This is a genomic window from Mucilaginibacter aquatilis, assembly GCF_009755275.1.
GTDB classification, from domain to species: Bacteria; Bacteroidota; Bacteroidia; order Sphingobacteriales; family Sphingobacteriaceae; genus Mucilaginibacter; species Mucilaginibacter aquatilis.
This window is the reverse complement of sequence record NZ_WQLA01000002.1, coordinates 630577-655672: the sequence shown is the minus strand read 5'-3', so window position 1 is coordinate 655672 and position 25096 is coordinate 630577. Positions and strand designations below refer to the sequence as shown.

At 42.9% G+C, this 25096-nt stretch carries 18 protein-coding genes; 14 read left to right on the top strand and 4 right to left on the bottom strand.

The window, feature by feature from the left end; all coding sequences use genetic code 11:
* Positions 1-53: 53 nt before the first annotated feature.
* The 4 genes from GO816_RS07310 (at position 54) to GO816_RS07295 (ending at position 4725) form a co-directional block, all read left to right on the top strand.
* A complete protein-coding gene (locus tag GO816_RS07310) occupies positions 54-797 on the top strand; it encodes a tyrosine-protein phosphatase (RefSeq protein WP_157540690.1) in 744 nt (247 codons plus the stop codon).
* A 108-nt stretch (positions 798-905) separates the two neighbouring features.
* Positions 906-1550, top strand: a complete 645-nt coding sequence (locus tag GO816_RS07305; RefSeq protein WP_157540689.1) for a (2Fe-2S)-binding protein — start codon at positions 906-908, stop codon at positions 1548-1550.
* Positions 1547-2536: an FAD binding domain-containing protein gene (locus tag GO816_RS07300; protein ID WP_157540688.1), complete on the top strand. Its 990-nt coding sequence runs from the start codon at positions 1547-1549 to the stop codon at positions 2534-2536. The genes GO816_RS07305 and GO816_RS07300 overlap by 4 nt, the downstream gene beginning before the upstream one ends.
* A 23-nt stretch (positions 2537-2559) precedes the next feature.
* Positions 2560-4725: a xanthine dehydrogenase family protein molybdopterin-binding subunit gene (locus tag GO816_RS07295; protein ID WP_157540687.1), complete on the top strand. Its 2166-nt coding sequence runs from the start codon at positions 2560-2562 to the stop codon at positions 4723-4725.
* A gap of 45 nt (positions 4726-4770) precedes the next feature.
* Here GO816_RS07295 and GO816_RS07290 read toward each other — a convergent pair whose 3' ends face one another.
* Positions 4771-5766, bottom strand: coding sequence for a glycoside hydrolase family 43 protein (locus GO816_RS07290; RefSeq protein ID WP_232336511.1), 996 nt, complete (start codon positions 5764-5766; stop codon positions 4771-4773).
* Positions 5767-6060: 294 nt separating this feature from the next.
* On the opposite strand from GO816_RS07290, the gene GO816_RS07285 reads away from it, so the two are divergent.
* The 5 genes from GO816_RS07285 (at position 6061) to GO816_RS07265 (ending at position 15718) form a co-directional block, all read left to right on the top strand.
* Positions 6061-8949 carry a glycoside hydrolase family 2 protein gene (locus GO816_RS07285; RefSeq protein WP_157540686.1) on the top strand — a complete coding sequence of 963 codons (2889 nt, stop codon included), beginning with the start codon at positions 6061-6063 and terminating at the stop codon, positions 8947-8949.
* Positions 8950-9181: 232 nt separating this feature from the next.
* Positions 9182-9508 (top strand): L-rhamnose mutarotase, encoded by a 327-nt coding sequence (gene rhaM / locus GO816_RS07280; RefSeq protein WP_232336510.1) that lies wholly within the window; start codon positions 9182-9184, stop codon positions 9506-9508.
* Positions 9509-9564: 56 nt separating this feature from the next.
* The gene (locus GO816_RS07275) at positions 9565-12300 is read left to right on the top strand and encodes a glycosyl hydrolase (protein ID WP_232336509.1); all 2736 of its coding nucleotides are present in this window, start codon (positions 9565-9567) and stop codon (positions 12298-12300) included.
* A 245-nt stretch (positions 12301-12545) separates the two neighbouring features.
* On the top strand, positions 12546-14525 hold the full coding sequence (locus GO816_RS07270; RefSeq protein ID WP_157540684.1) for an alpha-L-arabinofuranosidase C-terminal domain-containing protein: 1980 nt from the start codon (positions 12546-12548) through the stop codon (positions 14523-14525).
* A 140-nt stretch (positions 14526-14665) separates the two neighbouring features.
* Positions 14666-15718 (top strand): sensor histidine kinase, encoded by a 1053-nt coding sequence (locus GO816_RS07265; RefSeq protein ID WP_157540683.1) that lies wholly within the window; start codon positions 14666-14668, stop codon positions 15716-15718.
* Positions 15719-15753: 35 nt separating this feature from the next.
* Here the strand turns inward: GO816_RS07265 and GO816_RS07260 are convergent, their stop codons facing one another.
* The 3 genes from GO816_RS07260 to GO816_RS07250 all read right to left on the bottom strand — a co-directional run bounded on the left by GO816_RS07260 (position 15754) and on the right by GO816_RS07250 (position 17353).
* Complete coding sequence (locus GO816_RS07260) at positions 15754-15954, bottom strand: YtxH domain-containing protein (protein ID WP_157540682.1); 201 nt, start codon at positions 15952-15954, stop codon at positions 15754-15756.
* Positions 15955-16064: 110 nt separating this feature from the next.
* A complete protein-coding gene (locus GO816_RS07255; protein ID WP_198171442.1) occupies positions 16065-16685 on the bottom strand; it encodes an RDD family protein in 621 nt (206 codons plus the stop codon).
* A 41-nt stretch (positions 16686-16726) separates the two neighbouring features.
* The gene (locus GO816_RS07250) at positions 16727-17353 is read right to left on the bottom strand and encodes a DUF4159 domain-containing protein (RefSeq protein WP_157540680.1); all 627 of its coding nucleotides are present in this window, start codon (positions 17351-17353) and stop codon (positions 16727-16729) included.
* Positions 17354-17586: 233 nt separating this feature from the next.
* On the opposite strand from GO816_RS07250, the gene GO816_RS07245 reads away from it, so the two are divergent.
* The 5 genes from GO816_RS07245 to GO816_RS07225 all read left to right on the top strand — a co-directional run bounded on the left by GO816_RS07245 (position 17587) and on the right by GO816_RS07225 (position 25070).
* Positions 17587-18579, top strand: coding sequence for an AAA family ATPase (locus GO816_RS07245; RefSeq protein ID WP_157540679.1), 993 nt, complete (start codon positions 17587-17589; stop codon positions 18577-18579).
* Between the two features lie 187 nt (positions 18580-18766).
* Positions 18767-19639: a DUF58 domain-containing protein gene (locus GO816_RS07240; protein ID WP_157540678.1), complete on the top strand. Its 873-nt coding sequence runs from the start codon at positions 18767-18769 to the stop codon at positions 19637-19639.
* Positions 19640-19644: 5 nt separating this feature from the next.
* The gene (locus GO816_RS07235; protein WP_157540677.1) at positions 19645-21162 is read left to right on the top strand and encodes a BatA domain-containing protein; all 1518 of its coding nucleotides are present in this window, start codon (positions 19645-19647) and stop codon (positions 21160-21162) included.
* Positions 21163-23277, top strand: coding sequence for a DUF4175 family protein (locus GO816_RS07230; protein ID WP_157540676.1), 2115 nt, complete (start codon positions 21163-21165; stop codon positions 23275-23277).
* A gap of 5 nt (positions 23278-23282) precedes the next feature.
* Positions 23283-25070 carry a hypothetical protein gene (locus GO816_RS07225; protein ID WP_157540675.1) on the top strand — a complete coding sequence of 596 codons (1788 nt, stop codon included), beginning with the start codon at positions 23283-23285 and terminating at the stop codon, positions 25068-25070.
* Positions 25071-25096 lie beyond the last annotated feature (26 nt).

The following is a 25096-nucleotide window of genomic DNA, read 5'->3' as shown; positions in this document are numbered from 1 at the left end:
AAACATTAAGGCCTTTAAATTCCCTATCTTTGTACAGCTCAGCAATAAGCAATATGTTCGGATTATTTAAAAAGAAAGCCCCTCAGGCCGCTAAAGCAGACTTTGATTACGACTTTGTTTCGGTAGACATGCACTCGCACGTTTTACCCGGCATTGATGATGGTGCGCAAACTGTAGAGGATTCAGTTGTACTCATTAAGGAAATGATGGCTTTAGGCATTAAAAAAATAATTGCCACACCACACATCATGGCCGATTATTTTAGAAACAATGCACAAACCATTAATGATGCACTTATAAAACTGAATAATCATCTTCGAAATGAAAATATTGATATTACAGTTGAGGCCGCTGCCGAACACTACTTTGATGAATACTTTTTAAAGCTTATTGAAACAGATTCATTAATGCTTATAAAAGACAAGTACGTTTTATTTGAACTGGCTTTTACGGCTAAACCGCCTAATTTAATTAACACCGTACAAAAAATAACTGATAAAGGCTTAACACCTATACTTGCCCACCCAGAGCGCTACCCTTACTTAACCATTGAAGAAGTTGAAATGATGCGTAACTGGGGATGCCGCATTCAGCTTAATACCATTAGCCTTACCGGCTATTACGGCAAAGAAGTTAAAGCTGCAGCCGATGCACTGGTTGATGCCGGACTTATTGATTTTATATCAAGCGATATGCATCATCCGCGCCATGCCCAGGCCTTAAAGGTTGCCCTGCAAACATCGGGTTTAAAGAAACTGAAGGACAGCGGAAACTTGCAAAACATTTCGCTGCTGTAGAGTTCAATCCAACACCTTTCATGCTTTTTGGAATTGGTATAAATAAGCATTAAATACACACCTTTTTTAAAAAAACAGGTAGCTTGGTATATACAATCCAATTTACCTATGAAAGACCTCGACAAAGGCTTTCAGGCTGATGAAAATCATGAGCCGAAAGAAAATGCAAGGCGTGATTTTCTAAAGAAATCCTCGCTGCTTACTGCTGTAGCTTTAACGCCGGGTGTGGCCGTAAAGGCTGCAGAAAATCACCTCGATGAAAAAGTTGCTGCAGCATTTGAGAAAATGCCTGTCAATATCACCGTTAACGGAAAGGCTCACAAGCTTTCCATCGAACCACGAGTAACACTACTTGATTTACTTCGCGAGCAACTTCATCTTACCGGCACCAAAAAAGGTTGTGACTATGGTCAGTGTGGTGCATGCACCGTACATGTTGACGGGCAGCGTGTAAACTCGTGCCTTACCCTTGCCATGACGGTTGATGGTAAAAAGGTAACCACCATTGAGGGTTTGGCTAAGGGCGATGAGTTGCACCCCATGCAGGAAGCTTTTATTAAGCACGATGGCTTTCAGTGCGGTTACTGCACGCCGGGACAAATTATGTCGGCGGTGGCTTGTATACGCGAAGGTCATGCCGATTCTGAAACTGAGATACGCGAGTACATGAGCGGTAACATATGCCGTTGCGGCGCTTACCCCAATATAGTTAACGCCATACAGGAAGTGAAGAACGGAGGGCAGCAGGTATGAAACAGTTTCAGTACATACGCCCGGCCACACAGCAGAGCGTGTTAGACGCTATTACCAAACCAGGAACCAAAATTTTGGCCGGTGGCAGTAACCTTATTGATTTAATGAAACGTGGCGTAACCTCGCCCGATAAATTGGTTGACATTCAAAAACTGCCTTTAAGAGGCATTAGCCAAAACAAAGGCAATGTTATGACGGTGTCCGTCGGAGCCTTAGAGCTTAACAGCGCCGTAGCCGAAAACAAAATCATTAAAGAAAGTTTTCCGCTGCTATCCATGGCCTTGAATGCCGGTGCATCGCCGCAATTACGCAATATGGCAACCGTTGGTGGCAATATGATGCAACGCACCCGTTGCACTTATTTTTATGATACCGCCATGCCTTGCAACAAGCGCGAACCCAATTCGGGTTGTGGTGCTATGGAGGGCATTAACCGCATGCATGCCATTTTTGGCACCAGCGAAAAATGCATTGCCGTGCATCCAAGTGACATGTGCGTTGCCTTAGCAGCGCTAGATGCATCTGTTGAGGTAAAAAGTAAGAAAGGAACCCGCTATATTCCGTTTACAGAGTTTCATCGCCTGCCGGGCGAAACCCCGCAACTTGACAACACATTAGCTACGGGTGAATTAATTACCCGGGTTATTATACCTCATAACAATTTTGCAAAAAACAGTTACTACCTTAAAGTGCGCGACCGCTCATCGTACGCTTTCGCACTTATTTCGGTAGCCGTGGGTTTAGATATACGGGGAGGCAATATCAATGAAGCTCGCCTGGCTATGGGAGGTGTTGCACATAAACCATGGAGATTAAAAGCTGCCGAACAGTTTTTGAAGGGCAAGCCTGCTACGGTTGCTAATTTTGAAGAGGCTGCCAGCCTGGCTATGCAAGGCGCTAAAAGTTTTGGCCATAACGACTTTAAATTGAAAATGGCACCGGCAAGTATTATTGAAGCCTTAAGTAACGCTGCCAAATTAAGTTAGTAAGCCAATTACCTACAATCACCATGAAACAACAAGCTCAACATACTCCCCCATTTACCGAGGGTATTAACCGGGTAGATGGCATAATGAAAGTTACCGGTGCTGCAAAATATTCTGCCGAATATGAGTTGCCGGGCATGACCTATGCGGTATTTGCCATTAGCAACATTACTAAAGGAACAATTACTTCTATTGACACCAAAGCCGCCGAACGCGCCCCGGGCGTACTTGCGGTGCTTACCCATTTAAATGCACCCAAAGTACCAGGCTATGAAGCAGGAAAAGATCCGAGTAAGCCACCCACTACCGGCGGCCCGCTTAAGTTTTTTGTTGACAACTCGGTAAAATACAATGGCCAGCCTATAGCCATGGTAGTGGCCGACAGCTTTGAAAGGGCAACCTATGCAGCGTCTCTTATTAAGGCACAATACAATAAGCAACAGCACGAAACCGACACAGAGAAGAATAAATTTAAAGCAGCTGCGCCAAAAGGTGGACGCAACGGAGGCGACTATAAGCGCGGCACTCCTGATGACTGGAAAGCAGCAGCGGTTAAGGTGGAGCAGGAATATGTTGTGCCCATAAACGTGCATAACCCTATGGAACTGAGTGTAACACTTGCCCATTGGACAGCCGATGATAAGGTAACCGTATACGCAAAAACACAGGGAGTAAAATCGACCCAGAATGCAATAGCGCAAGCTTTTAAGCTACCAGTTGAAAACGTACAGGTAACTACCAAGTTTGTAGGTGGCGCGTTTGGTAATGCCCTGCGTACCTGGCCTCATGAAATTGCTACGGTGCAAGCGGCAAAATTGGTTAAACGGCCGGTAAAAACGGTTTTAACCCGCGAGTTACAATTTAATACGGTAGGCTACCGCCCATACACCTGGCAAAAGGTAAGCATGGGTGCATCAGCCGATGGTAAGCTTACCGGCATAATACATGAGGCAACCGCTCAAACATCAAGCTTTGAAGAGTTTACCGAGGGCACTGTAAACATGACACGTTTTATGTACGCCTGTCCAAGCGTTGGTACAGTCTACAAAATTACCCCGCTTGATGTAAATACCCCCACCTGGATGCGTGGACCGGGTGAGGCAACGGGTGCCTTTGCACTTGAATCGGCCATGGATGAACTGGCCGATAAACTTGGCATTGACCCTATTGAGTTACGTATACGCAACCATGCCGATACCGACCCTGAAAACGGCAAACCTTTCAGCAGCAAAAACCTGAAAGAAGCTTATGAAATGGGAGCCGATAAAATTGGATGGAGCAAACGCAAACTAAAACCGGGTACATTAACTGAAGATGGCTGGCTAATAGGATATGGCATGGGTACTGGTGTATTTGGCGCCGGCCGAGGACGGGCAACCGTTAAAGCAGCCTTGCTTGATAATGGCACACTGCTTATTCAAACCTCAGTTACCGATATTGGCGTGGGAACAGGCACTGCCATGACTCAAATTGCTTCAGAAATATTTACAGGCATACCCGTTAAAAAAATTAAATTTGAGCTGGGCGATTCATCGCTACCGCCGTCACCAACGCAAGGTGGCTCAACTATAACCTCAACTGTGGGCGGAGCTGTACATGATGCCTGCACGCAACTGAAGGAAAAGTTTCAGCAGCTAATTGGCAACGGAGGTACTGATAAGCCAGACTATGTAAAGGTGTTAAAAGAAAAGAACCTGCCACAACTGGAGGTTACCGTAACATCATCGGGCAGTACCGAAATGCGTAACTTTTCAAGCTACTCCTACTCGGTACACTTTGTTAAGGTGAAGGTACATCCTAAAACGGGCGTTGTGCGTGTAGATAATGTTGTGTCGGTGGCCGATTCAGGCCACATTGTGAGTCCGAAAACCGCACGCAGCCAAATTATTGGCGGGGCTATTGGAGGTATAGGCATGGCATTAATGGAAGAGGGTATTATGGATCACAGGTATGGCCGCTATGTTAATAATAACTACGCCGATTATCATGTGCCAATAAGTGCCGATATTCCGCAAATTGATGCTCTTTTTGTAAACAAGCCCGATTACCGTGTTAACCCAATGGGAGCAAAAGGCATGGGCGAAATTGCCCTAATAGGCATGAGTGCCGCAGTTGCAAATGCGGTTTACAATGCTACCGGCAAACGCATAAGGGAGTTACCAATAACGCCCGATAAGTTGTTGTCATAAATCATAACAATAAAGGGCGAATAATTCGCCCTTTATTGTTAGCTATCAGTTTACGCCCTCAGTTGTCATAACTACTCTCTTGATTGTTCCGTCGGCATTGTAATACAGGTTATCAATACAAACCGATCGGTGAAAACTACCATGATCGGGTGTTAACGCGCCGTTATGGTAAATAAAATAGTCTTTGCCCTTGAAGGTAATAATAGCCTGATGATTGGTATTTGAATTACCGGCTATCTCATTAATAATGCCTTTATACTGCCATGGACCCTTAATACTTTTACTCATGGCGTATGCAATTTTTTCGGGAAACTCGGTTGCGTATGAGAGGTAATACCAGCCTTTACGCTTATGCAGCCACGGAGCCTCGGTAAACTTGGGCAAACCTTCTACCTTAAGAATAGGTCCGTTTAGCTCCGTCATGTTTGCTTTTAGTTTGGCGTAGTGGCAGGTTGTGTTACCCCACATTAGGTAGGCTTGGCCGTCATCATCAATAAAAACAGTTGGGTCAATGTCGTCCCAACTAATTTTAGCTTCGGTGGTCATGTCGTTTGTAACAATGGCTGATCCTCTAGCATCCTTAAACGGCCCTAAAGGATTATCGGCTACAGCTACACCAATAGCCTTTCCATGTATACTGCCATGCGTGATAGCCACATACCAATAAAATTTACCGTTGCGCTCAATTACCTGCCCAGCCCAGGCATCACCTTTGGCCCAGGCAAAGTCAGATGCCTTAAGCGGCACGGCGTGCTCGGTCCAGGTCTTCATATCGCTGGTTGAAAACACGGCCCAATCATGCATTACATATCGTGCCTGGTCTTTGGGTGCTACATCATGACCGGTATAAAGGTATACCTTATCCTTATAAACCAATGCAGCCGGATCGGCGGTATATTTATGGGTAATAACCGGGTTACCTACCGACTTAAATGTAGTATCGCTGCTGCGATAAACGTTGTTAGCTTTCTGAGCCACAGCGCCCGAACCTATGCTCATGAGCATGACTGCTTTTACAGCAAATAAATTTATACGTTTCATTAATAATTGGTGTGAAATTGCGTGGCAATATTGAGGCAGACAAATTACGCTTTATGCTAAAATGATACAGAATAATTACACAAATTACATGATGGTTCAGGATAGATGTAAATGCATGAGTAAGTACATTGTGCCACAAAACCAATAAAATCTTAGTTAACTAACCGTAATTAGCTTTTAGCCGTAGCAATTGTTCAATGTGCAATTACTGTAATGTAATGCCAAATTGTGAAATACAACTACTGCCAATAAAGTATAATCATCCGGTTGTTAATGTGTAACCTGTTACTATTTATGACATTAAACAATTACCCTGCATTATTTTCACGTTTTAAAACAGCATTGGTAATACTGCTGGCTACAGCAAGTTTGCAGGTATCTGACGCTTATGCGCAAGGCAGACAAGTAAAATACCTTTCGGGTAAAGATAACCGCACCAATACCATGTGGGACTTTTATTGTACCGGTGGGCGCAAAAGCGGCTACTGGACCAAAATTGCGGTGCCTTCATGCTGGGAACAACAAGGGTTTGGCAGCTACAACTATGGCCGCGATTATAAAACGTATGGCAAAAACTTCAGATTTGCTGATGAGCAAGGCATCTATAAACTGAACTTCCAGGTGCCACAGGCCTGGAAAAATATGGACGTTTATATTGTGTTTGAAGGCTCAATGACCGATACCGAGGTAAAAATAAACGGCAAAGCAGCGGGCGAAAAACACCAGGGGGCATTTTATGAATTTAAGTATGATGTTACCAATAAACTTAAATATGGCACCAATAACCTGCTCGAAGCGCGGGTAAGTAAAATGAGCGCAGATGCATCCGTAAATAATGCCGAGCGTTTGGCCGACTACTGGGTTTTTGGCGGCATATTTCGCCCGGTTTATTTAGCCGCTTATCCTAAGCAGCACATTAACCGCATTGCTGTTGATGCTAAAGCTAACGGCGATTTTAAAATGCAGGTTTACCCGGAACACATTAAACAAAACCTGCAATGGGTGGCGCAAATAAGTGATGCTAAAGGGAAGGTTGTGAAGTCGGTTTCAGGAACTGTTAAACCGGCCGATTCTGTAGTCTCTATAGCTACCACTGTTTCGAACCCGCTGTTGTGGAATTCAGAAACACCTAACCTTTACAAGGTTAATATAGCATTGAAATCGGCAGGCAAAATCATTCACCAGCACTCTGAAAAATTTGGCTTCCGCACCATTGAGATACGTAAAGGTGATGGCATTTACCTTAATGGTGTAAACATTAAAATGAAGGGCATAAACCGCCATAGCTGGTGGCCCGAAACCGGACGTACGCTTAATGATGATATTCAGCTGCAAGACGTTAAGATTATGAAGGAAATGAACATGAACGCCGTGCGCATGTCTCATTATCCGCCCGATAAAAAGTTTCTTGAAATATGCGATTCGTTAGGCCTGTATGTGCTTGATGAACTAGCCGGCTGGCAAAAAGCATACAGCACAGCTGCTGGTAAAAAGCTGGTTAAAGAAATGGTGATACGCGACCTTAACCACCCTTCTATCATCTTTTGGGACAACGGTAACGAGGGCGGTACCAACAAGGAACTCGATCAGTACTTTACTCAATACGATTTTTCTAAACGTCCGGTTATTCATCCGCATCATCGTCCGGGTAATGCATTTAACGGTATTGACTGTAACCACTATGAGGACTATTACAGCACTAAGAACATACTGGCCGATAGTAATATTTACATGCCAACCGAATTTTTGCATGCGCAGGATGATGGTGGTGCAGCAACAGGTTTAGCCGATTTTTGGGATTTGCACTGGAAGTCAAAACGCTCGGGCGGGGGCTTTATATGGGCATTGGTTGATGAAGGCATAGTACGCACTGATCAAAATGGAATTATTGACGTAAACGGTGTTAACGCACCCGATGGTGTAGTTGGCCCTCATCGCGAAAGGGAAGGAAGCTTTTACGCCATGCGCGAGATATTTTCTCCCGTGCATATAACGCTTAAAGATCTTCCTGCGAATTTTTCGGGCAGTATACCTGTTGAAAACCGTTTCCATTTTACCAACTTAAGCCAGTGTACATTTAACTGGGAGCTGATTGATTACCGTAAACCCAATGACCAGAACGGCGGCTACACCGTGAAAAAGAAAGGCGTTGCGCTAAGCCCATCAGTAGCGCCACTGGCGTCAGGAAATGTGCAAATTAACCTTCCGGCCGATTGGAAAAGCTACGATGCACTTACCTTATCAGCTTATGATCCGCATAAAGACCTTGTTTACCGCTGGGTGTGGAAAAATAACAATGAGCGCTTACTGAATAACGTTATAAGCTTTGCCGGCAAAGACCAGGTAAAAGTTACCGAAACCGATTCTACACTTTTGTTAAAGGCCGGCTCAATGGGCATAACCTTTAATAAAAAGAACGGACAAATTGTAACCATGACCAATAACAGTGGCGATCCCTTCCTATTTAGCGGAGGCCCCATGCTGGTAAGTGGCTCCTCTGCGTTTAAAGATATTAAGCACCGCCAGGAGAATGATGGCGAACTGGTTGAAGTAAGCTACACAGGCGACCTAAAATATGCCCGCTGGAAAATATTTAACAGCGGTTGGGTTAGCCTTGATTATGAATACGAGCTAAAAGGAAACTACCCTTACGCAGGTATAACATTCAACTATCCTGAAAATTATGTTTTAGGTGCAAAATGGCTGGGCCGCGGCCCATACCGCGTATGGAAAAACCGTTTGCAAGGGGTGGTTGACGATGTATGGAGCAATACCTATAACAATACGCAAACAGGTAGTGCGCCATGGATATTCCCCGAGTTTAAAGGCTACTTTACCAACATTACCTGGATGGAACTTAACACCGTACAAGGCAAGTTTATGATTGCCGCCAAGGAGCCCGATTTGTATGTTCGTTTGTTCGACTTTTATGGCCTATCGGGCGTTAAACCGTTTCCGGCTTTGCCATCAGGTAACTTATCTTTCCTTGATGCTATACCGCCGTTAGGTACAAAATTGGCTTTAAATATTGATGGGAATACATCAAAACTAGGTCCTAACAGTGAGCCTAACCATATCAACGGCACAACTAGGCGCACCTTATACTTCTATTTTGGCCAGCTTGAGCAGGAAGGTAAAGGCAAGCAAAACTTTACGCGCCCGGTTAAGGATGAATTGTTTTAATTTTTTGTTTCACAACCAAGCCGAAGCTTGCGTTAGGGATAGTAGCAAAAAGCCCGGAGAGCACCGTAGCGAAACGAGGACTTGCAGCGGATAGCCCGACCCGGAGGGAAACGCCCAAATGAAGTTAAAAGTTAATATTGTTGTCATTTGAACGACAGTTAGAGTGCTTTTTAAACCAATAAATTATCACTTGAAAAGCATTTATTATCACTCGCAATGACGTGTGTTAATTATGGAAGAAGAAACCATGCATAAAGTAGCCTTTAAAATGAAGTTGAAGCCAGGCTTCAAAGATGAATATAAAAAACGCCATGATGAAATATGGCCTGAGTTATCGGCCTTGCTTAAGGCTAATGGCATAAGTGATTACACCATTTTTTTGGACGAAGAAACCAATACGTTGTTTGGCGTCCAAATACAATCAGGACAATCATCACAGGATTTGGGCAGCACCGAAATTGTACAGAAATGGTGGGCTTACATGGCCGATATTATGGATACAAACCCCGATAATTCGCCGGTAAGTACGCCGCTTACTAAAGTCTTTCACTTAGACTAACGCTCATTTTACAATATATGTTAGCAAAGAAATTTTTGTTTATAAGTGCGTTTTGCATGGCAGCAACTGCCGCAGCAGGACAGACCAAACAACCGTTGATTTGGCCTAAAGTAACAGCCCAAACCCGCCCCTGGACTCGCTGGTGGTGGATGGGTAATGCGGTAGACCAAAAAAATATAGGCATGCTGCTTAAAAAATATCAGCAGGCCGGTTTTGGTGGTGTTGAAGTAACTCCTATATACGGTGCTATTGGTTATGAAGGCCGGTATATTGACTTCCTGTCGCCCAAGTGGATGGATATGCTCAACTATACTGCCGGCACAGCTGCAACGCTAGGTATGGGCGTTGATATGAACACAGGCACGGGCTGGCCTTTTGGCGGCCCACAAATTAAAACGGCCGATGCTGCCACCAAACTCATTATACAAACGTATAAGCTAAACCCCGGCGAAATTGTAAAAGAAGCTATACGTGTTAACGATGTAAAGCAGCAGGGCATAGCCGTTTTACAGGCTTTGGTAGCTTATGACGAAAAAGGTAACGCCACCGATTTAATGAGTAAGGTAGATGCAGCGGGCAACTTAAATATGCAGCCTGTTACTTCAAAAACAGAAGTTTTTGCTGCATTTGCGGGCAAAACTCTGCAAAAAGTAAAACGCGCAGCTCCGGGCGGCGAGGGTTTTACTTTAAATCATTTATCAAAGTCGGCAACTGATGTTTACTTAGCCCGCTTTACCAATGCCTACAAAGGCCGCCAACCTAAAGTGCGTGCTTACTTTAATGATAGCTATGAGGTTTACGGTGCAAGCTGGTCGCCCGAGTTATTTGATGTTTTTAAAAAAGATCATGGCTATGACTTGCGCATGCATATCCGCGAGCTAAACAGCAAAGAGGAAAACGAAACGGTTGGCCGCGTAAAAAGTGATTACCGCGAAACCATGAGTAACATGCTGTTGCATAACTTTACTCAAAACTGGACCAACTGGGCACATGGCCTCAAAAGCATTACCAAAAACCAGTCACACGGATCGCCGGGTAACTTGCTTGATTTGTACGGTACCGTTGATATACCAGAGTGCGAAACCTTCGGCTCGAGCAAATTTCCTATACCGGGTTTACGCCGCGATAGTGCGGATGTACGAAATGTTGACCCAAACCCCATCATGTTGAAATTTGCTTCATCGGCAGGGCATGTTAACGGCAAACCGCTTATATCAAGCGAAACCTTTACCTGGCTTACTGAACATTTTAAAACATCATATTCACAGTGCAAACCTGAGGTTGAACAGATTTTTCTGTCGGGTGTAAATCATGTGTTTTATCATGGCACAACTTATTCGCCTGATGACATTAAGTTTCCAGGATGGCTGTTTTACGCCTCAATGAACATGGTGCCTGATAACAGCTTGTGGAGCCATGCCCCCGGGCTTAACGGCTACATAACCCGCGTTCAATCGGTACTACAAGCTGGCAAGGCCGACAATGAAATCTTGATGTACTGGCCCATATATGATGCCTGGAACCACCCCAAAGGACTAGACATGCCCATGGCAATACATGATATTAACGAGTGGCTTATTCCAACCGCGTTTTATAAAAACGCCGTTAAACTGCAAAAGCAAGGATACAGCATTGATTTTGCTTCAGACCTAGCCTTAATGAAAAGCGCGGGCAGCCAGGTGGGCGTTAAAACAAGCGCCAATGCGTTGTACAAAACGCTGGTAGTGCCCGAGTGTACCATGATGCCTAATGAAACCCTGCAAAGCATATTAAAGCTGGCACAGCAAGGTGCAACCGTTATATTCCAGAAGTTACCTGAAGATGTACCCGGCCTGGCCAAAGTAGATGAACGCCGCGCTCAGCAAAAGCAAATTTTGGCTGCCCTGAAATTCATCAGTGCCGGCAGTGGTGTAAAACAGGCAAATGTTGGCGCTGGTAAGGTGTTACTGGCAGATAACTTAGGTAATGCACTTGCTTACGCTAATATTCCGGCCGAAAAACTGGTAGAAAGTGGCTTGCAGTTTATACGCCGCAATGTTGGCGGTAATAAATACTATTATCTGGTTAACCATACCGCTAAAGCAATTGATACCCGCATTCCGCTGAATGGTACTTTTTCGAGTGTTATGATGATGGATCCACAAAGCAGTGCTTATGGCTTGGCATCTTCGGCTGCAGCGAATGGCAAAACAAATGTAAGGGTGCAACTACAATCGGGCGAGGCCATGATTTTATTTGCCAGTACTCAACCTAAAACAGGCATATCTAAGTGGTCCTATTTAGAAAAAGCGACTGGTGAAATAGAACTAAAAAACCCATGGACACTGCAATTTACCCAAGGTGGCCCGATTGTGCCAGCTGCTAAAAAGCTGGACAAGGTCAAATCATGGACCGATTTAGGTGACACTGATGCAGTCAACTTTTCGGGCACGGGAGTATATACCAGTACGTTCAATGTTGCAGCTAAAATCACAGGCCAGTACGTGCTAGATTTAGGCCAGGTTGATGAAAGCGCCCGCGTTTGGATAAACGATAAAGAGGTGGGCATTTTATGGAGCATTCCGTTTAAAGTCCGGGTTGGCAGCTACCTTAAAACTGGTGTAAATACAATTAAAATTGAGGTTGATAACCTGATGGCCAACCGCATCCGCTACATGGATCAAAACAAGATGGAGTGGCGTAAATACCACGAAATTAACTTTGTAAATATCAACTACAAGTCATTTGACGCCAGTAACTGGACACCTATGCCGTCAGGACTGATAGGGCCGGTCAAAATTGTAAAATATTAATATTCATATCACAAGCAACTGCACTTACGGCTGCTTGTGATATACTTCCAGCACTTTAACACCTCTCCTCTTGTACCTGCGTACAAACGTTCAATTGCCTGCTTGGTAAGTTTCAAAATTTACTTAAATTAACCGCAGATTATAAATCTGCTATCTAAACTCCATAAGCAATTTTTTGTGAAAAAAATTAGCCCTCAGGGCTGAGTTTGTGACGCACACCTTTTTAATTGTAAACTTGACAATTTATGAGAATTAAATTTCTTGCCGCTTGCTGCGCTTCTGTGCTCTCTTTAAATGCCGTTGCTCAAAAAAGTCAGCCCGTAGTTATTAACGCCGATAAGTTAACGGCCAAAATACAGCCAACTATGTGGGGCGTATTTTTCGAAGATATAAACCTTGGTGCTGACGGAGGCCTATATGCCGAACTTATTAAAAACCGCTCGTTTGAATTTACCACGCCGTTAATGGGCTGGGCGGTAAAAGGCAAAAAAATAAACGAAGGCGATGTACTTGTGCTTAACAGGCAGGAAGCTGCAGAAAACAACCCGCGCTATTTAAGGGTAAATTTAAAAGATGCTGATGCACCAACAGATGCAACCCTTACTAATGAAGGATTTAGAGGAATAGGCATAAAAAAAGGTTTGCGTTATAACTTTTCGGTAATGTATCGCCAGGCATCCAAAGGCCTTAAAATGCACTTGCAGCTACTTGATGAAAACGGCAAAGCAGTAGGAAGCGGCATGCTTAACCCGGAACAAAGCGGAACTACATGGCATAAACAAACTACCGGTTTTACCGCCAACACTGATGTTAAAAAAGGAAAATTTCAAATTTGGTTTGAAGGAAGCGGAAGTATTGATCTTGATATGATATCGCTTTTCCCGGCTGATACCTGGAAGCAACGCCCCGGTGGTTTGCGTGCCGATATGGTACAGATGCTGGCCGATATGAAACCAGGTTTTGTACGCTTTCCGGGTGGATGTATTGTGGAAGGTCGTGACCTGGCAAACCGTTACCAGTGGAAAAAAACAATTGGCCCCATTGAAGAGCGGGAGCTGATTATGAACCGCTGGAACACCGAATTTAAACACAAACCGGCACCCGATTATTTTCAATCTTTTGGTCTGGGCTTTTTTGAGTATTTTCAAATGTGCGAAGATATTGGCGCCGAACCACTTCCTATATTAAATTGTGGCATGGCTTGCCAGTTTAATACTGCCGAGCTTGTACCATTAGATCAGTTGGGCCCTTACGTACAGGATGCATTGGATTTGGTTGAGTTTGCAAATGGCCCGATAACTTCTACATGGGGTAAAAAACGTGCTGACATGGGTCACCCGGCACCATTTAACCTCAAAATGATGGGTATTGGTAACGAAAACTGGGGGCCTCAATATTTAGAACGCCTGGCCATTTTTACCAAGGCTATGAAAGAAAAGTATCCGGCCATAAAGCTAATTAACAGTTCGGGTACTGATCCAGATGGGGCACGTTTTGACCTGCTTAACAATGCTCACCGTAAAAATAAAGCTGATTTTGTTGACGAGCATTACTATCGCTCGCCGGAATGGTTTTTTAGCAATGCTGCCCGTTATGACAGCTATGATAAGAACGGATCAAAGGTTTTTGCCGGAGAGTATGCTGCTCACACCAAAAATGAACCAAACGGACCAAACATCAACAACTGGCGCGCAGCCCTTGCCGAGGCAGCATTTTTAACCGGCCTTGAGCGCAATGCAAGTGTTGTTAACATGGCTTCATATGCACCGCTATTTGCTCATACTGATGGATGGCAGTGGTCGCCCGATATGATTTGGGTGGACAATACCAGCATATACGGTACGCCCGATTACTATGTTCAAAAATTGTACTCGCTTAATAAAGGCACCAATGTGGTCGACATTAAGCAGGCAAACAAAGTAATTGCCGGTCAGGATAGTTTATATGCGTCAGCTGTAATAGACCAGAATAAAAATGAGCTTATCATCAAGATGGTTAATGCTTCAAACAAAGCAAAAGCTCAAAACTTGCAAATTAAAAGTGGCAAAAAGCTGGGGGCTACCGCTATTGTTACATCAATGAGCAATGATTTAAAAGCAGTTAACTCTTTTGACGCCGCTACAAAAGTAAGCCCGGTTGATGAACGTGTAAACGTGAAAGGTAAAACAGTAACGCTTGAGCTTAAACCTTACTCATTCAACATTCTACATATTCCGTTCAAGTAAAAAGCTTGCATAAATAATGCAGTAGTAACTGCACAGCAGGTTGTGAAATATTTTAACTATCCTTTTAAAATATTTCACAACATTTTTGTGTATATCATCGTAAACAGCACAACCTAATTATTTTAAAATTTATTGTGCGTATGACCGATATGCGACTTTACACCTCGCTGTCTAAATTCAGATATTTGGACAGGAACTATTCTTTTAAATACCTTTTTATAGCTTTTGTAGGCGTTCACATTCCTTTAATTGGTATTATCACATTCATTACCCTGTCTGACTTTACTTCACTAACGCCGGGCATGGTAATTTTATCAACCCTTGGATTTACGCTGGTAGCTTGTGCGGTAACCTTACTTATGCAAAATGCCCTGGCACGACCCATTGTTGAAACCAAAAATGCGCTTATTGATTATTTGAGTAACAAAAAGCTGCCGCAATTACCAACAGATTTTAAAGACGAGGCAGGCCTGCTAATGAGTAATACCTGCACCGCTTTGCAGGAGCTAGATAACCTGATTAAAGAGAAGCGCGATTTTATTTATCTGCTTTCGCACGATTTAAAAACTCCACTGCACAATGTGTTAACTATTACACATTTGATGAAGGAAGACACTGATAATGACTCAAAAGAGGAGTATATTAATTTAATTAGGCAATCTACCCAGTATCAGCTCCAGCTTATCACCTCTGTTTTAAACTTAGCCACCAGCGAGTTTACTGAGGGTAATGAGCCGCATGTACTATTTTTAGAACCTATGCTTAGCAAAGTGCTTAACGACCACTCAACCAGTTTGCAAAACAAAAAACTGCAGATTCTTACCGATGTAGCACCTACCATACAAATTAAAGTTAATGATGAACTGTTTAGCATGGCGTTAAGCAACTTAATAACAAACGCTATTAAGTTCAGCCGGCGCAATAGCGAGGTAATGATACGCGCGGCAGTTATGGATGATCACATCATGATCAGAGTAATTGATTATGGAATTGGGTTTACTGCTGCAAATGCACCTTCTTTTGAACCGTTCACAAAATCAAGCAGGAGTGGCACTATGGGCGAAAGTTCAAACGGCCTGGGGCTTTATTTTACCCGCAAGATAATTAAATATCATGGCGGCAGTCTTATTGCCGAAAGTGAGGGAGATGGCAAAGGAGCTAAGTTTATTATTAAACTTCCGTTGCCTGCTTAGTAAATAAAAAGGGGGCTTATTAGCCCCCTCAATTATTATTGGTAATTCTCTCTCACTTTGCTGGTTGCTCTCGAAACCGCTTCATCTGTATATTGTTTAGCTTTTTCCATCCATTCCGGAGCTTTTTCGTTCCAGTCATCAATGATAGATTTGCCGTCTTCTTTACGTTTTTCGGTTACGTATTTAATGCCGTAGGCTGCTGCTGCGCCTACAATGGCCCATTTTAATAAACCCATTTTATTTTCGACTTTAAGTTGTTTACTACTAATTATTTCGATAATTAAGTAGCAAGTTTAGTGCCAATAAAGCAAAGGGTTACAGATACTTTTGTAACGAATTAATTGGCCTATAATACGTCGCGACGTATAACGTATGTACGGGCTAATATATCATGTAACGACTGGCGGTATTGCGTAAAAAAAATTGATACCGTACCCAAACCATACAAACCTATTGATAACAGCTTAGCTAAACCTCTTATAACAGCTTTAAGTACGCTAATTTTTTGCCCGTTGGCATCAACAACCACCAGGCGGCAAAGGTATTGCCCTAACGTGCTGCTTAATGGTAAACTACATAGTACAATGTTGTATACTATCAAGCCCACAGCGTAAATTTCCTGCAACCATAGCATCAGGTCAACATTCTTCACGTCCCATTCGGTTATTTTGTAAGGCAGCTTGTCGGCAAAAATGTTTAAACCAATTCCTATTACAAATGATATGGCAAAATGATCAATAAAGAAGGCAAGGAACCTGATTCCAAAACCGGCTAAATTGGTTTCGGTTGGAAAGAAATAACCTTCAAAACGGAAGTATTCAGAAAAACCATCTAAATCGGCAGCGCGTTCCCACTCAGAGCCGGGCGTACGCACCAAATCATCGGGTTCTAAGCGGCCGTCTGTTAATTCATCAAACGTAAAAGGGCCTTTCTCTCCCTTTTCATCCTTTACAAAAAACTCATCCATAAATACTGAACGCCTTAAGCGGGGCAAAGTTACGTGTTCAATTACGAACTCATGGCATAAACCACAATATTTACGCCGAACTTGGTATTGTCTTCGGCCAAAAAACGCTTGTTCCTGAAGTCGTAATCCCATTCGCAGCCGTAATCTTTATTGCTATACAGCACACCAATGCGCCCGTTTATAGTAATAGCTTTCAAATAGTCGTGCACTAAATCATCGCCCCAGCCATTAAGTTCAAACGAAGTATTGGGTGGGCCCTTTTCAAACGTAAAGAATGATCGATACAGCTCATGATTGTTAGGGATTTTTTTTAAAGCCTGTGGCCCGAACAATGAAGCCATTTGTGCCTCAAATGATTTGGCAAACAAGCCGTCAATGTCATGATTACAGTCATCTACAAATACAAATCCACCGTTTTGCACATACTTTTTAAAGTTTGCACGCTCTTGAGCATCAAACTGCACCAATTTATGCCCGCTCAAGTAGCAAAAAGGATAATTAAAAATATCAGGACTGCTTAAGGCTACTATTTTTTCCTTAGTATCAATGGGTATAGTTGTATACTCCAACAATGAGTTGAGTATATTAGATGGCATACGCTGATCGGTATCCCAATCGCCCGAATGGTAGCTTAAACGGGTAAAAGTAAACTTAGCGCCTAATAACATTTATGTTAAAAACCTAAAAGTAGTACAAAATTTTGTCGGTTTATCGTTTTTAATTACAGCGTTTGTAATTTTTTGAATACTTGATTTAGATTTTTGCAAAATAATTCTACAATTAACCTCAAATCGCAATATATTGTGATGCCTGATGCACAAACCAAATGCTATTTGGCAATTACACGGCATAATTATGCCTGCTTTAGCAAGCATACTACTTACCTTAATACTTTTAAGCTTTGGAACTAACAGAAACTCACGTTAAATCACTGCTGGCAAAACTCCCACAGTTAAAAACTGAAATACAAAAAGTAATTGTAGGCCAAGAGCATATTTTGGACGAGCTTTTGGTAGCTTTTTTAGCAGGGGGCCATGCTTTGTTAGAGGGCGTGCCGGGCTTGGCCAAAACACTGTTAGTTAAAACCATGTCGCAGGCGCTGCACCTATCATTTCGCCGTATACAATTTACGCCCGATTTGATGCCTACTGATATCATCGGTACCGAAATTTTAGAAGAAGACCATGCCACCGGTAAGCGCTTTTTTAAATTTAACAAAGGGCCGCTGTTTGCCAACATTATACTAGCCGATGAAATAAACCGTACGCCTCCTAAAACGCAATCGGCCTTACTGGAGGCCATGCAGGAATTTGAAGTAACCTACGGCGGCCAAACCTATCCGTTAGATAAGCCTTTCTTTATTCTGGCTACACAAAACCCTATCGAGCAGGCAGGAACATATCCGCTGCCCGAAGCACAATTAGATCGTTTTTTACTTTTAATACAAATAGGCTACCCTACCGAGCAGGAAGAGTTTGCCATATTAAACCGCACTACAGGCACTACCAAAGCAACCGTTAACCCGGTTATAACAGCCGAAGAGATACAACAGGCGCAGGCCCTGGTAAGGCAGGTTAGCGTTAGCGACGATTTGGTACGCTATGTCAGCTTGCTCATTCGCGCCACCCGACCTGACACCAGTACTTATAGCTATGTAAAAGAGTGGGTACGTTGGGGAGCCGGCCCCCGCGCGGGGCAGGCGTTAATATTAACCGCCAAAGCAAGGGCGCTGTTAAAAGGCCGGTACGCTGTTATTATGGAAGACATTCATGCAATGGCCGCGCCGGTATTACGTCATCGGGTACTGATGAATTTTAAGGCTGAAGCTGAAGGCATTACATCAGACAAAGCAACCGAAGAACTGATTAGGCTGATAGAAAGACCGAAGGTGTAAAATCAAGAGATAAGAACCAGGAGCCAAAAGTTATAAAAAGGCTTATCCACCATGTCATATCAACTAGGAGAAAAATCCTGTTAATTAAGCAATGTTATCAGCCTTAACAAGGTTTTCCGCTTTATCAAATGACAATTCAAAAAGTAAAAATTCCAAAATCGAACCGCAGGATTCCGAAATCAAAACAATGATTGATCCCAAAGTACTAACCACCATCAAAAACCTGCCGCTGTTAGCTAAAACAGTGATTGACGGGTTTATGAACGGTTTTAATAAAAGTACTGTCAAAGGCCCCGGATTAGAATTTAGTCAGTACCGCAGCTACCAACCGGGCGATGATTTGCGCTGGCTTGACTGGCGCATGTTTGCCCGCAGCGACAGGTATTACATCCGCGAGTCGGAAATTGAAACAAGCATATCGGTAAGGTTTTTAGTTGATGCCAGTGCCTCCATGAAACATCATGATGGCATCTTAACCAAAATTGACTATGCACGTTACCTGGCCGCATCATTAGCTTATTTAGCCAACTTACAGGGCGACGCTGCAGGGTTATACATATTTAAGGAAGGTGGCTTATTTTCATTAGTTGCCAAACCAGACCCGCAACATTTGCAGCGGCTGTATCATCAATTAGAAAACATTGAGCCGGCAGGTACTTTTACACAGCCCATTCATTACAAAGAGCTGTTTGCGGGTGCCAGGCGTAAAGAATTACTGGTTTTCATAACCGACATGTATCAACCCGAAGGTGAGATTTTTAAATTATTGGACTCACTGGCAGCATTGAAGCATGAAATTATCGTTTTTCAATTGATGGGGCAAAACGAACTTGACTTTGATTTCAAAGGCTACTCAACACTCGAAGATTTGGAGACAGGTGAGGTGATACAAATTGGGCCTCAAGCCAAGCAACAATATAAACAGGCATTACAAACCCATTTGGAAAACATACGCATGCAGCTACTTGGCAAGCGTATTGTCTACCGCATGATTAGCACTGCTCAACCTTTGGATGAGGCGTTACAGACTTTTTTATTGCAAAGAAATAAAGGCATTTAAACACAATGTTCCAGTTTTTAAATCCCGTATGGTTTATTGGCATTGCAGCGGTTATTATACCGGTGTTAATACACCTGTGGAATATCCGTACTGGTAAACTACTTAAAGTAGGCAGCATTGCGCTTATTGAAGCTGCCTCACGCAAAAGCAGCCGGAGTTTTAAATTGCTGGATATCCTGTTGTTTATATTACGTTGTTTGCTATTGTTGTTATTGGCTTTATTAATGGCCTTGCCCGTTTGGCAAAAGCAGGTGCCTGCAGCTAAAGCAAAAGGCTGGGTGGTTATTCCACGCGAAAGGCTTAGCGAAACCTATCAAAAGTTTAAACCGCAAGTAGACTCGCTAACTCAAGCGGGCTATGAATTTCATTACTTTAATCATGGCTTTGGCAAGTCTGACCTAAAACAAATTTTTCTAAATCCTAAAGATTCCATTAAAACTCAAAACCCATGTGCAGGCAATTACTGGGGTTTAATTAAAGAGCTTAATTTAAAAGCAGATGCCTCCCTCCCTATCTGCTTATTTACACCAAACCAATTTAAACACTTTAAAGGCAGCAGGCCTAATGTGGCACTAAACCTCAAATGGCAAACCTATACCCCTGCCGATTCGGTAACTACATGGATACACGATGCATGGTTTACGCCAAATGGCAATATAAGGGTAGTGCAGGGAAAAAGCACGCCGTCGGGCATTACCTTTTCTTTTAAAAACGTAAAAGCTAGTAATGGCTCAAACGAGGTTTACATTATTCAAACAACGGGCAGCAATGCAAGTATCAAACTCAACAACAGCAAGCTACCTGCAATTAATATTGATGCAAAAAACACACAGGTAATAATTTATACCGACAACTATAAGCTTGACGCCAATTACGTGAAAGCCGCACTACAGGCCGTAAGCCAGTTTAACCAACGTAATATCAGTATCAAAACAGTGTATAATATAAGTGCTATCCCTAAGAATGCTGACTGGTTGTTTTGGTTATCAGACAAACCGGTTGGTAATGCATCGGCACAAAATATTTTTACTTACCAAAGCGGTAAAGTAACCAGTATTAACAGTTGGATGAGCAATGCCGGCAGGTTTGCCACTTCACTTGCCGATGATGATAGAACGCAGCTGTTTAAAACGATAACAGTGGCCAATACCAAAGGCCAACCTGTTTGGCAGGATGGCTTTGGCAACCCGGTTTTAACCAAGGAGCAGCAAGGTTCAAATAAGCTTTACCGCTTTTACAATCGCTTTAACCCGGCATACAACAATTTGGTTTGGAGCAGCAACTTCCCGGCATGGATGCTACAATTAATGATTGATGAAAAACCAGTAAATCCTGCTTATGACAAGCGCACTTTAAGTGCTTCACAATACATGCCCCACGTTAGTACCAACAAACCGGCAAGTACAACAGCTAAGATTACTGAAACAACAAGCCTGAGCCGTTATTTTTGGCTTGCGCTCATTATTGTATTTGCAACCGAACGCTGGTTGGCTAATCGTAAACCTAAACCTTCAGTTGCATAAATGGAGCAAGCAGCAATACATAAATTACATCAAATGCGGCAACGCTATATTGGCTACCAATTGGTAGCCGGGGTGTTTGTTGCTATTGCATGTGCCTTGCTTGCAGGCAGTGTGAGTTACTATTTGCTGCCCGGCAAAACTACATTAGCGGCCATATTAGTTTTCTTTACGGTACTTACAGTAGTAACATTCATACACCGCCCCTGGAAAACAAGTTTAGAAATCATTTGCAGTTACCTGAACTTGTATTTCCCACAACTAGAGGAGAGCAGCCAACTCATTATTAAACCTGCGGACAAACTTAACTTACTGGAGCAATTGCAGGTAATTAAATTGGAAAGCGCCATAGTAAAATTACCTGGAGAGCCGGCTATTTTTACGCAACAACTTAAAAAAGCAGCATGGTTATTTGCAGCCGCGTTGATCATCAGTATTGCTATTTTAAAGCTAGGTCAGTTTAGCAAAATCATGCCCGGGACTGAAGGAGTTAACACGAACCAATCAGCACAAGATCTCCCGCCCGAAAAGATATTACCTCAAATAGATGGTGTATTGCTTAAGATTGCTCCTCCTGCTTATACGGGCAAGCCAGCACGTACGCAAGACAAATTTACCATCAACGCTGAGGAAGGTGCTTTGGTTAGCTGGAACATAAGCACCAATATTGAAGTAAAAAATGTGTTTTTACTGTTCAATGAACGAGAGAAGATAGCACTAAACAGCGCAAATAAAACAGATTGGCAAGCACGTAGAATAATTAGCAAGCCCGGCTTTTACCAGGTAAGTATTGATGGAAAATTATCAGACCTTTACCAAATTCAGGTTATTAAAGATGCCATTCCGGTTATCCACATCAAGTCGCCTAAACAGTATACTCACATTGATGCAGGCGAAGCACAACGTGTAGCCATCAACACCACCGTTACTGATGATTACGGCATTAACAATGTACAAATTTTTGCAACCATAGCCAAAGGCAGCGGCGAGTCGGTTAAATTTAAAGATACTATTTTCAGTTTCAGCACTCCGTTTTCGGCACACAGGCGTCGGTACGACTTGCAACGCACCATTGATCTGCCTAAACTAAATATGGAACCAGGCGATGAACTGTACTTTTACATTCAGGCTGTGGACACGCACCAGCAGAAAAGCCGCACCGATGTACTCATCGTTTCCATCCAGGACACGGCCCAATTGTTAAGCATGGACGGCATTGTGGCGGCGGCCAATATTAAACCCGAATACTTCCGCAGTCAGCGACAAATCATTTTGGATACTGAAAAGCTATTGAAAGAAAAAGATAGCATTAGCACCGCCGCCTTTAAAAACCGCTGTAACGAGTTAGGCACCGATCAAAAGCTGCTGCGCTTACGCTACGGCAAGTTTTTAGGCGAAGAAGACGAAAGCGGGACTGAAGGAGAAGATAACGAAGAAATTGGCAAAGCCGAAAATTTTGGCAACGCCAAAATGGTAATGGATGCTTTTACTGATAAGCACGATAATGCCGAAGATGCAACGTTTTTAGAGCCCGCAGCCAAGTCACAACTTAAAGCCACCCTAAATGAAATGTGGAAGGCCGAACTGCGATTGCGCCTATACAAGCCACAGGATGCATTGCCTTTTGAGTATAAAGCCTTGCGCCTGCTTAAAGATCTGCAACAAAAATCGCGCTCTTACGTGGCTAAAACTAATTACAACCCACCACCCATTAAGACAGAAAAACGACTAAGCGGCGACTTAAGTAAAATAGCGGAGCCGGTTAACCAGCAAATAGTAAAACCTGCTACGGACAGGTTTGAGATGCTGAAGATAGCTGCAAGGATATTAGAACAATCTAAACATAAGGCGTTAAGTGTAGCCGATAAACGCATTTTGGAACTGGCCGCCCAACAACTGGCGCAGCAAGCATCAACGCAGCCGGGAGTTTATTTGAAAGCGGTTGGTGCTGTACGCCGCATATTGGCAAATAATAAACAAATATCTGTAAGCGACCGCTCCCTGGTAGAAATGGCTATTCAAAGGAGCTTGCCTGAAAGCAAAATAAAACCTTCGGCAACAGGCACAACTGCTGATATGGGTTTGGGCCAACGTTATTTTAACAACTTAAACCGGTAAATAAAATGAGCTGGACTTTAACGGTTATTATTATATGCCTCTTATTATTACTGTTGTTTACCTGGCAGGAGTTTAGCCGTGCCGATAAACGCCGTTTAATTTGGCGTATTATAGCCCTTTGGCTAGCCGTTGGCGCATTGGCTTGTATTATTTTACCTCTGAGTTACACCACACAAACTAATATTAGCGACGGCACTAAAGCTGTACTTCTTACCAAAGGTTTCGATATTAATAGTATTCCAGCTAAAGTTGCTGTATTTACTATTGATAAGGCTATTCAGCAAAAATACCCTAAGGCTAAGCTTATTGGCAGTACCGAAGAACTAACTTATTCTAAACCTTTAATCACCCATTTACAAATACTGGGACATGGTTTAAATAAATATGAACTGGAGCCACTTAGCAAATTGCATGTAAGCTTCAATGCGCCCGAACCAGCTACCGGCTACACGTCAGTTAACTGGCCCGCTAAAATTAAAGCGGGTAATATATTTCCATTACAAGGAAGCTATCTTAACAAAAGTAAAAAGCCTGTTAAATTATTGCTTAAAGGATTGAATACATCGCTCGATTCGACAAGTATAGCACCCGGCACATCTTCGTTTCAACTTAACACCACACCAAAACTAAAAGGTCCTGTGGTCTACCATCTTCTGGCTTTATCAGGCTACGATACTTTAAGTAATGATGCCGTACCAATACAAATATTACCTACCCAACCCGTAAAAGTGTTGCTGCTAAATGCTGCGCCAAACTTCGAAAACCGCTTTCTTAAAAACTGGCTGGGCGAGAACGGTTATGCTGTAGCTTCCAGGGCAACCATCAGTAAAGATAAAAGCAGCACAGAATTCGTTAATATGGACAAGCTGAACCTGCAACGTATCGATGCCGGCATTTTAAACCGTTTTGATTTAGTTGTGGGCGACCTATCTACCCTAAAAACGCTGTCACCTGCCGAATCTTCCGCATTGCGTAATGAGGTGACTCAAAAAGGACTTGGTGTTATTGTGAAAGCCGACAGCTCCGACAATGTACCTACATGGCTGCAACATGACTTCCCCGTGAATACGTTAGGTTTAAAAGAGCAGCCTTCAGTTGCCTTAACACTACAAGGCAAAGCCACTAAAACCGCTAAACTTAATATTGAAGCATCATACGTCAGCTATCGCAACAACACGCAAACCCTTGTAGCCGATGCACAAAATCATGGTTTAGCTGCCACTAATATTGCCGGTAGCGGCAATATTATTTTTACTACGCTTAACCATACCTATGCCTGGTTACTTACAGGCAACAAAAACGACTACGCCGCGCTTTGGTCATTACTTATTAGTAAGGCTGCAAAGCAATCATCACCTGCTTACAGTTGGAAAGTAATAACGCCCGTACCGAACATTGAGCAACCTGTTAATTTTATCTGTAGCGGTGCAACATCAGAAGCAGCAGTTTCGGTAAACTCTGAAAAATTATCACCTTTCCAAAGCTCAATTTTACCATATCAGTGGAAAATACATTATAATACATTGACAAAAGGTTGGCAACAAACAAATTTCGGCAGTAAAGGCGAAGATTGGATGTACATTTACGATGCTAAGCACTGGAATGGTATAAAAAACTTAATAAAAATAAACGAAACAAAAGAATATGCCACTAAATCAATCCAAAAATTATCTGTAACGAAACAAATACAGCAAAAAACACAGTCAGAAGTTCCAAAAGTCTGGTTTTATATAATTTTATTATTAGCTTGTACATTCTTATGGATAGAACGCAAGTTTTCCATTCAACTCTGAAAAAACTATTAAACTCAAACTATAAC

What these genes read in the sequence shown, in the direction of transcription:
- GO816_RS07240 (WP_157540678.1), top strand. Translation starts at nt 18,767, where the DNA reads ATGATTGATCCCAAAGTACTAACCACCATCAAAAACCTGCCGCTGTTA.
- GO816_RS07275 (WP_232336509.1), top strand. Translation starts at nt 9,565, where the DNA reads ATGGCAGCAACTGCCGCAGCAGGACAGACCAAACAACCGTTGATTTGG.
- GO816_RS07265 (WP_157540683.1), top strand. Translation starts at nt 14,666, where the DNA reads ATGACCGATATGCGACTTTACACCTCGCTGTCTAAATTCAGATATTTG.
- GO816_RS07250 (WP_157540680.1), bottom strand. Translation starts at nt 17,353, where the DNA reads ATGTTATTAGGCGCTAAGTTTACTTTTACCCGTTTAAGCTACCATTCG.
- GO816_RS07295 (WP_157540687.1), top strand. Translation starts at nt 2,560, where the DNA reads ATGAAACAACAAGCTCAACATACTCCCCCATTTACCGAGGGTATTAAC.
- GO816_RS07285 (WP_157540686.1), top strand. Translation starts at nt 6,061, where the DNA reads ATGACATTAAACAATTACCCTGCATTATTTTCACGTTTTAAAACAGCA.
- GO816_RS07305 (WP_157540689.1), top strand. Translation starts at nt 906, where the DNA reads ATGAAAGACCTCGACAAAGGCTTTCAGGCTGATGAAAATCATGAGCCG.
- GO816_RS07255 (WP_198171442.1), bottom strand. Translation starts at nt 16,685, where the DNA reads ATGGATGAGTTTTTTGTAAAGGATGAAAAGGGAGAGAAAGGCCCTTTT.
- GO816_RS07270 (WP_157540684.1), top strand. Translation starts at nt 12,546, where the DNA reads ATGAGAATTAAATTTCTTGCCGCTTGCTGCGCTTCTGTGCTCTCTTTA.
- rhaM (WP_232336510.1), top strand. Translation starts at nt 9,182, where the DNA reads ATGGAAGAAGAAACCATGCATAAAGTAGCCTTTAAAATGAAGTTGAAG.
- GO816_RS07230 (WP_157540676.1), top strand. Translation starts at nt 21,163, where the DNA reads ATGGAGCAAGCAGCAATACATAAATTACATCAAATGCGGCAACGCTAT.
- GO816_RS07260 (WP_157540682.1), bottom strand. Translation starts at nt 15,954, where the DNA reads ATGGGTTTATTAAAATGGGCCATTGTAGGCGCAGCAGCAGCCTACGGC.
- GO816_RS07300 (WP_157540688.1), top strand. Translation starts at nt 1,547, where the DNA reads ATGAAACAGTTTCAGTACATACGCCCGGCCACACAGCAGAGCGTGTTA.
- GO816_RS07235 (WP_157540677.1), top strand. Translation starts at nt 19,645, where the DNA reads ATGTTCCAGTTTTTAAATCCCGTATGGTTTATTGGCATTGCAGCGGTT.
- GO816_RS07290 (WP_232336511.1), bottom strand. Translation starts at nt 5,766, where the DNA reads ATGAAACGTATAAATTTATTTGCTGTAAAAGCAGTCATGCTCATGAGC.
- GO816_RS07310 (WP_157540690.1), top strand. Translation starts at nt 54, where the DNA reads ATGTTCGGATTATTTAAAAAGAAAGCCCCTCAGGCCGCTAAAGCAGAC.
- GO816_RS07225 (WP_157540675.1), top strand. Translation starts at nt 23,283, where the DNA reads ATGAGCTGGACTTTAACGGTTATTATTATATGCCTCTTATTATTACTG.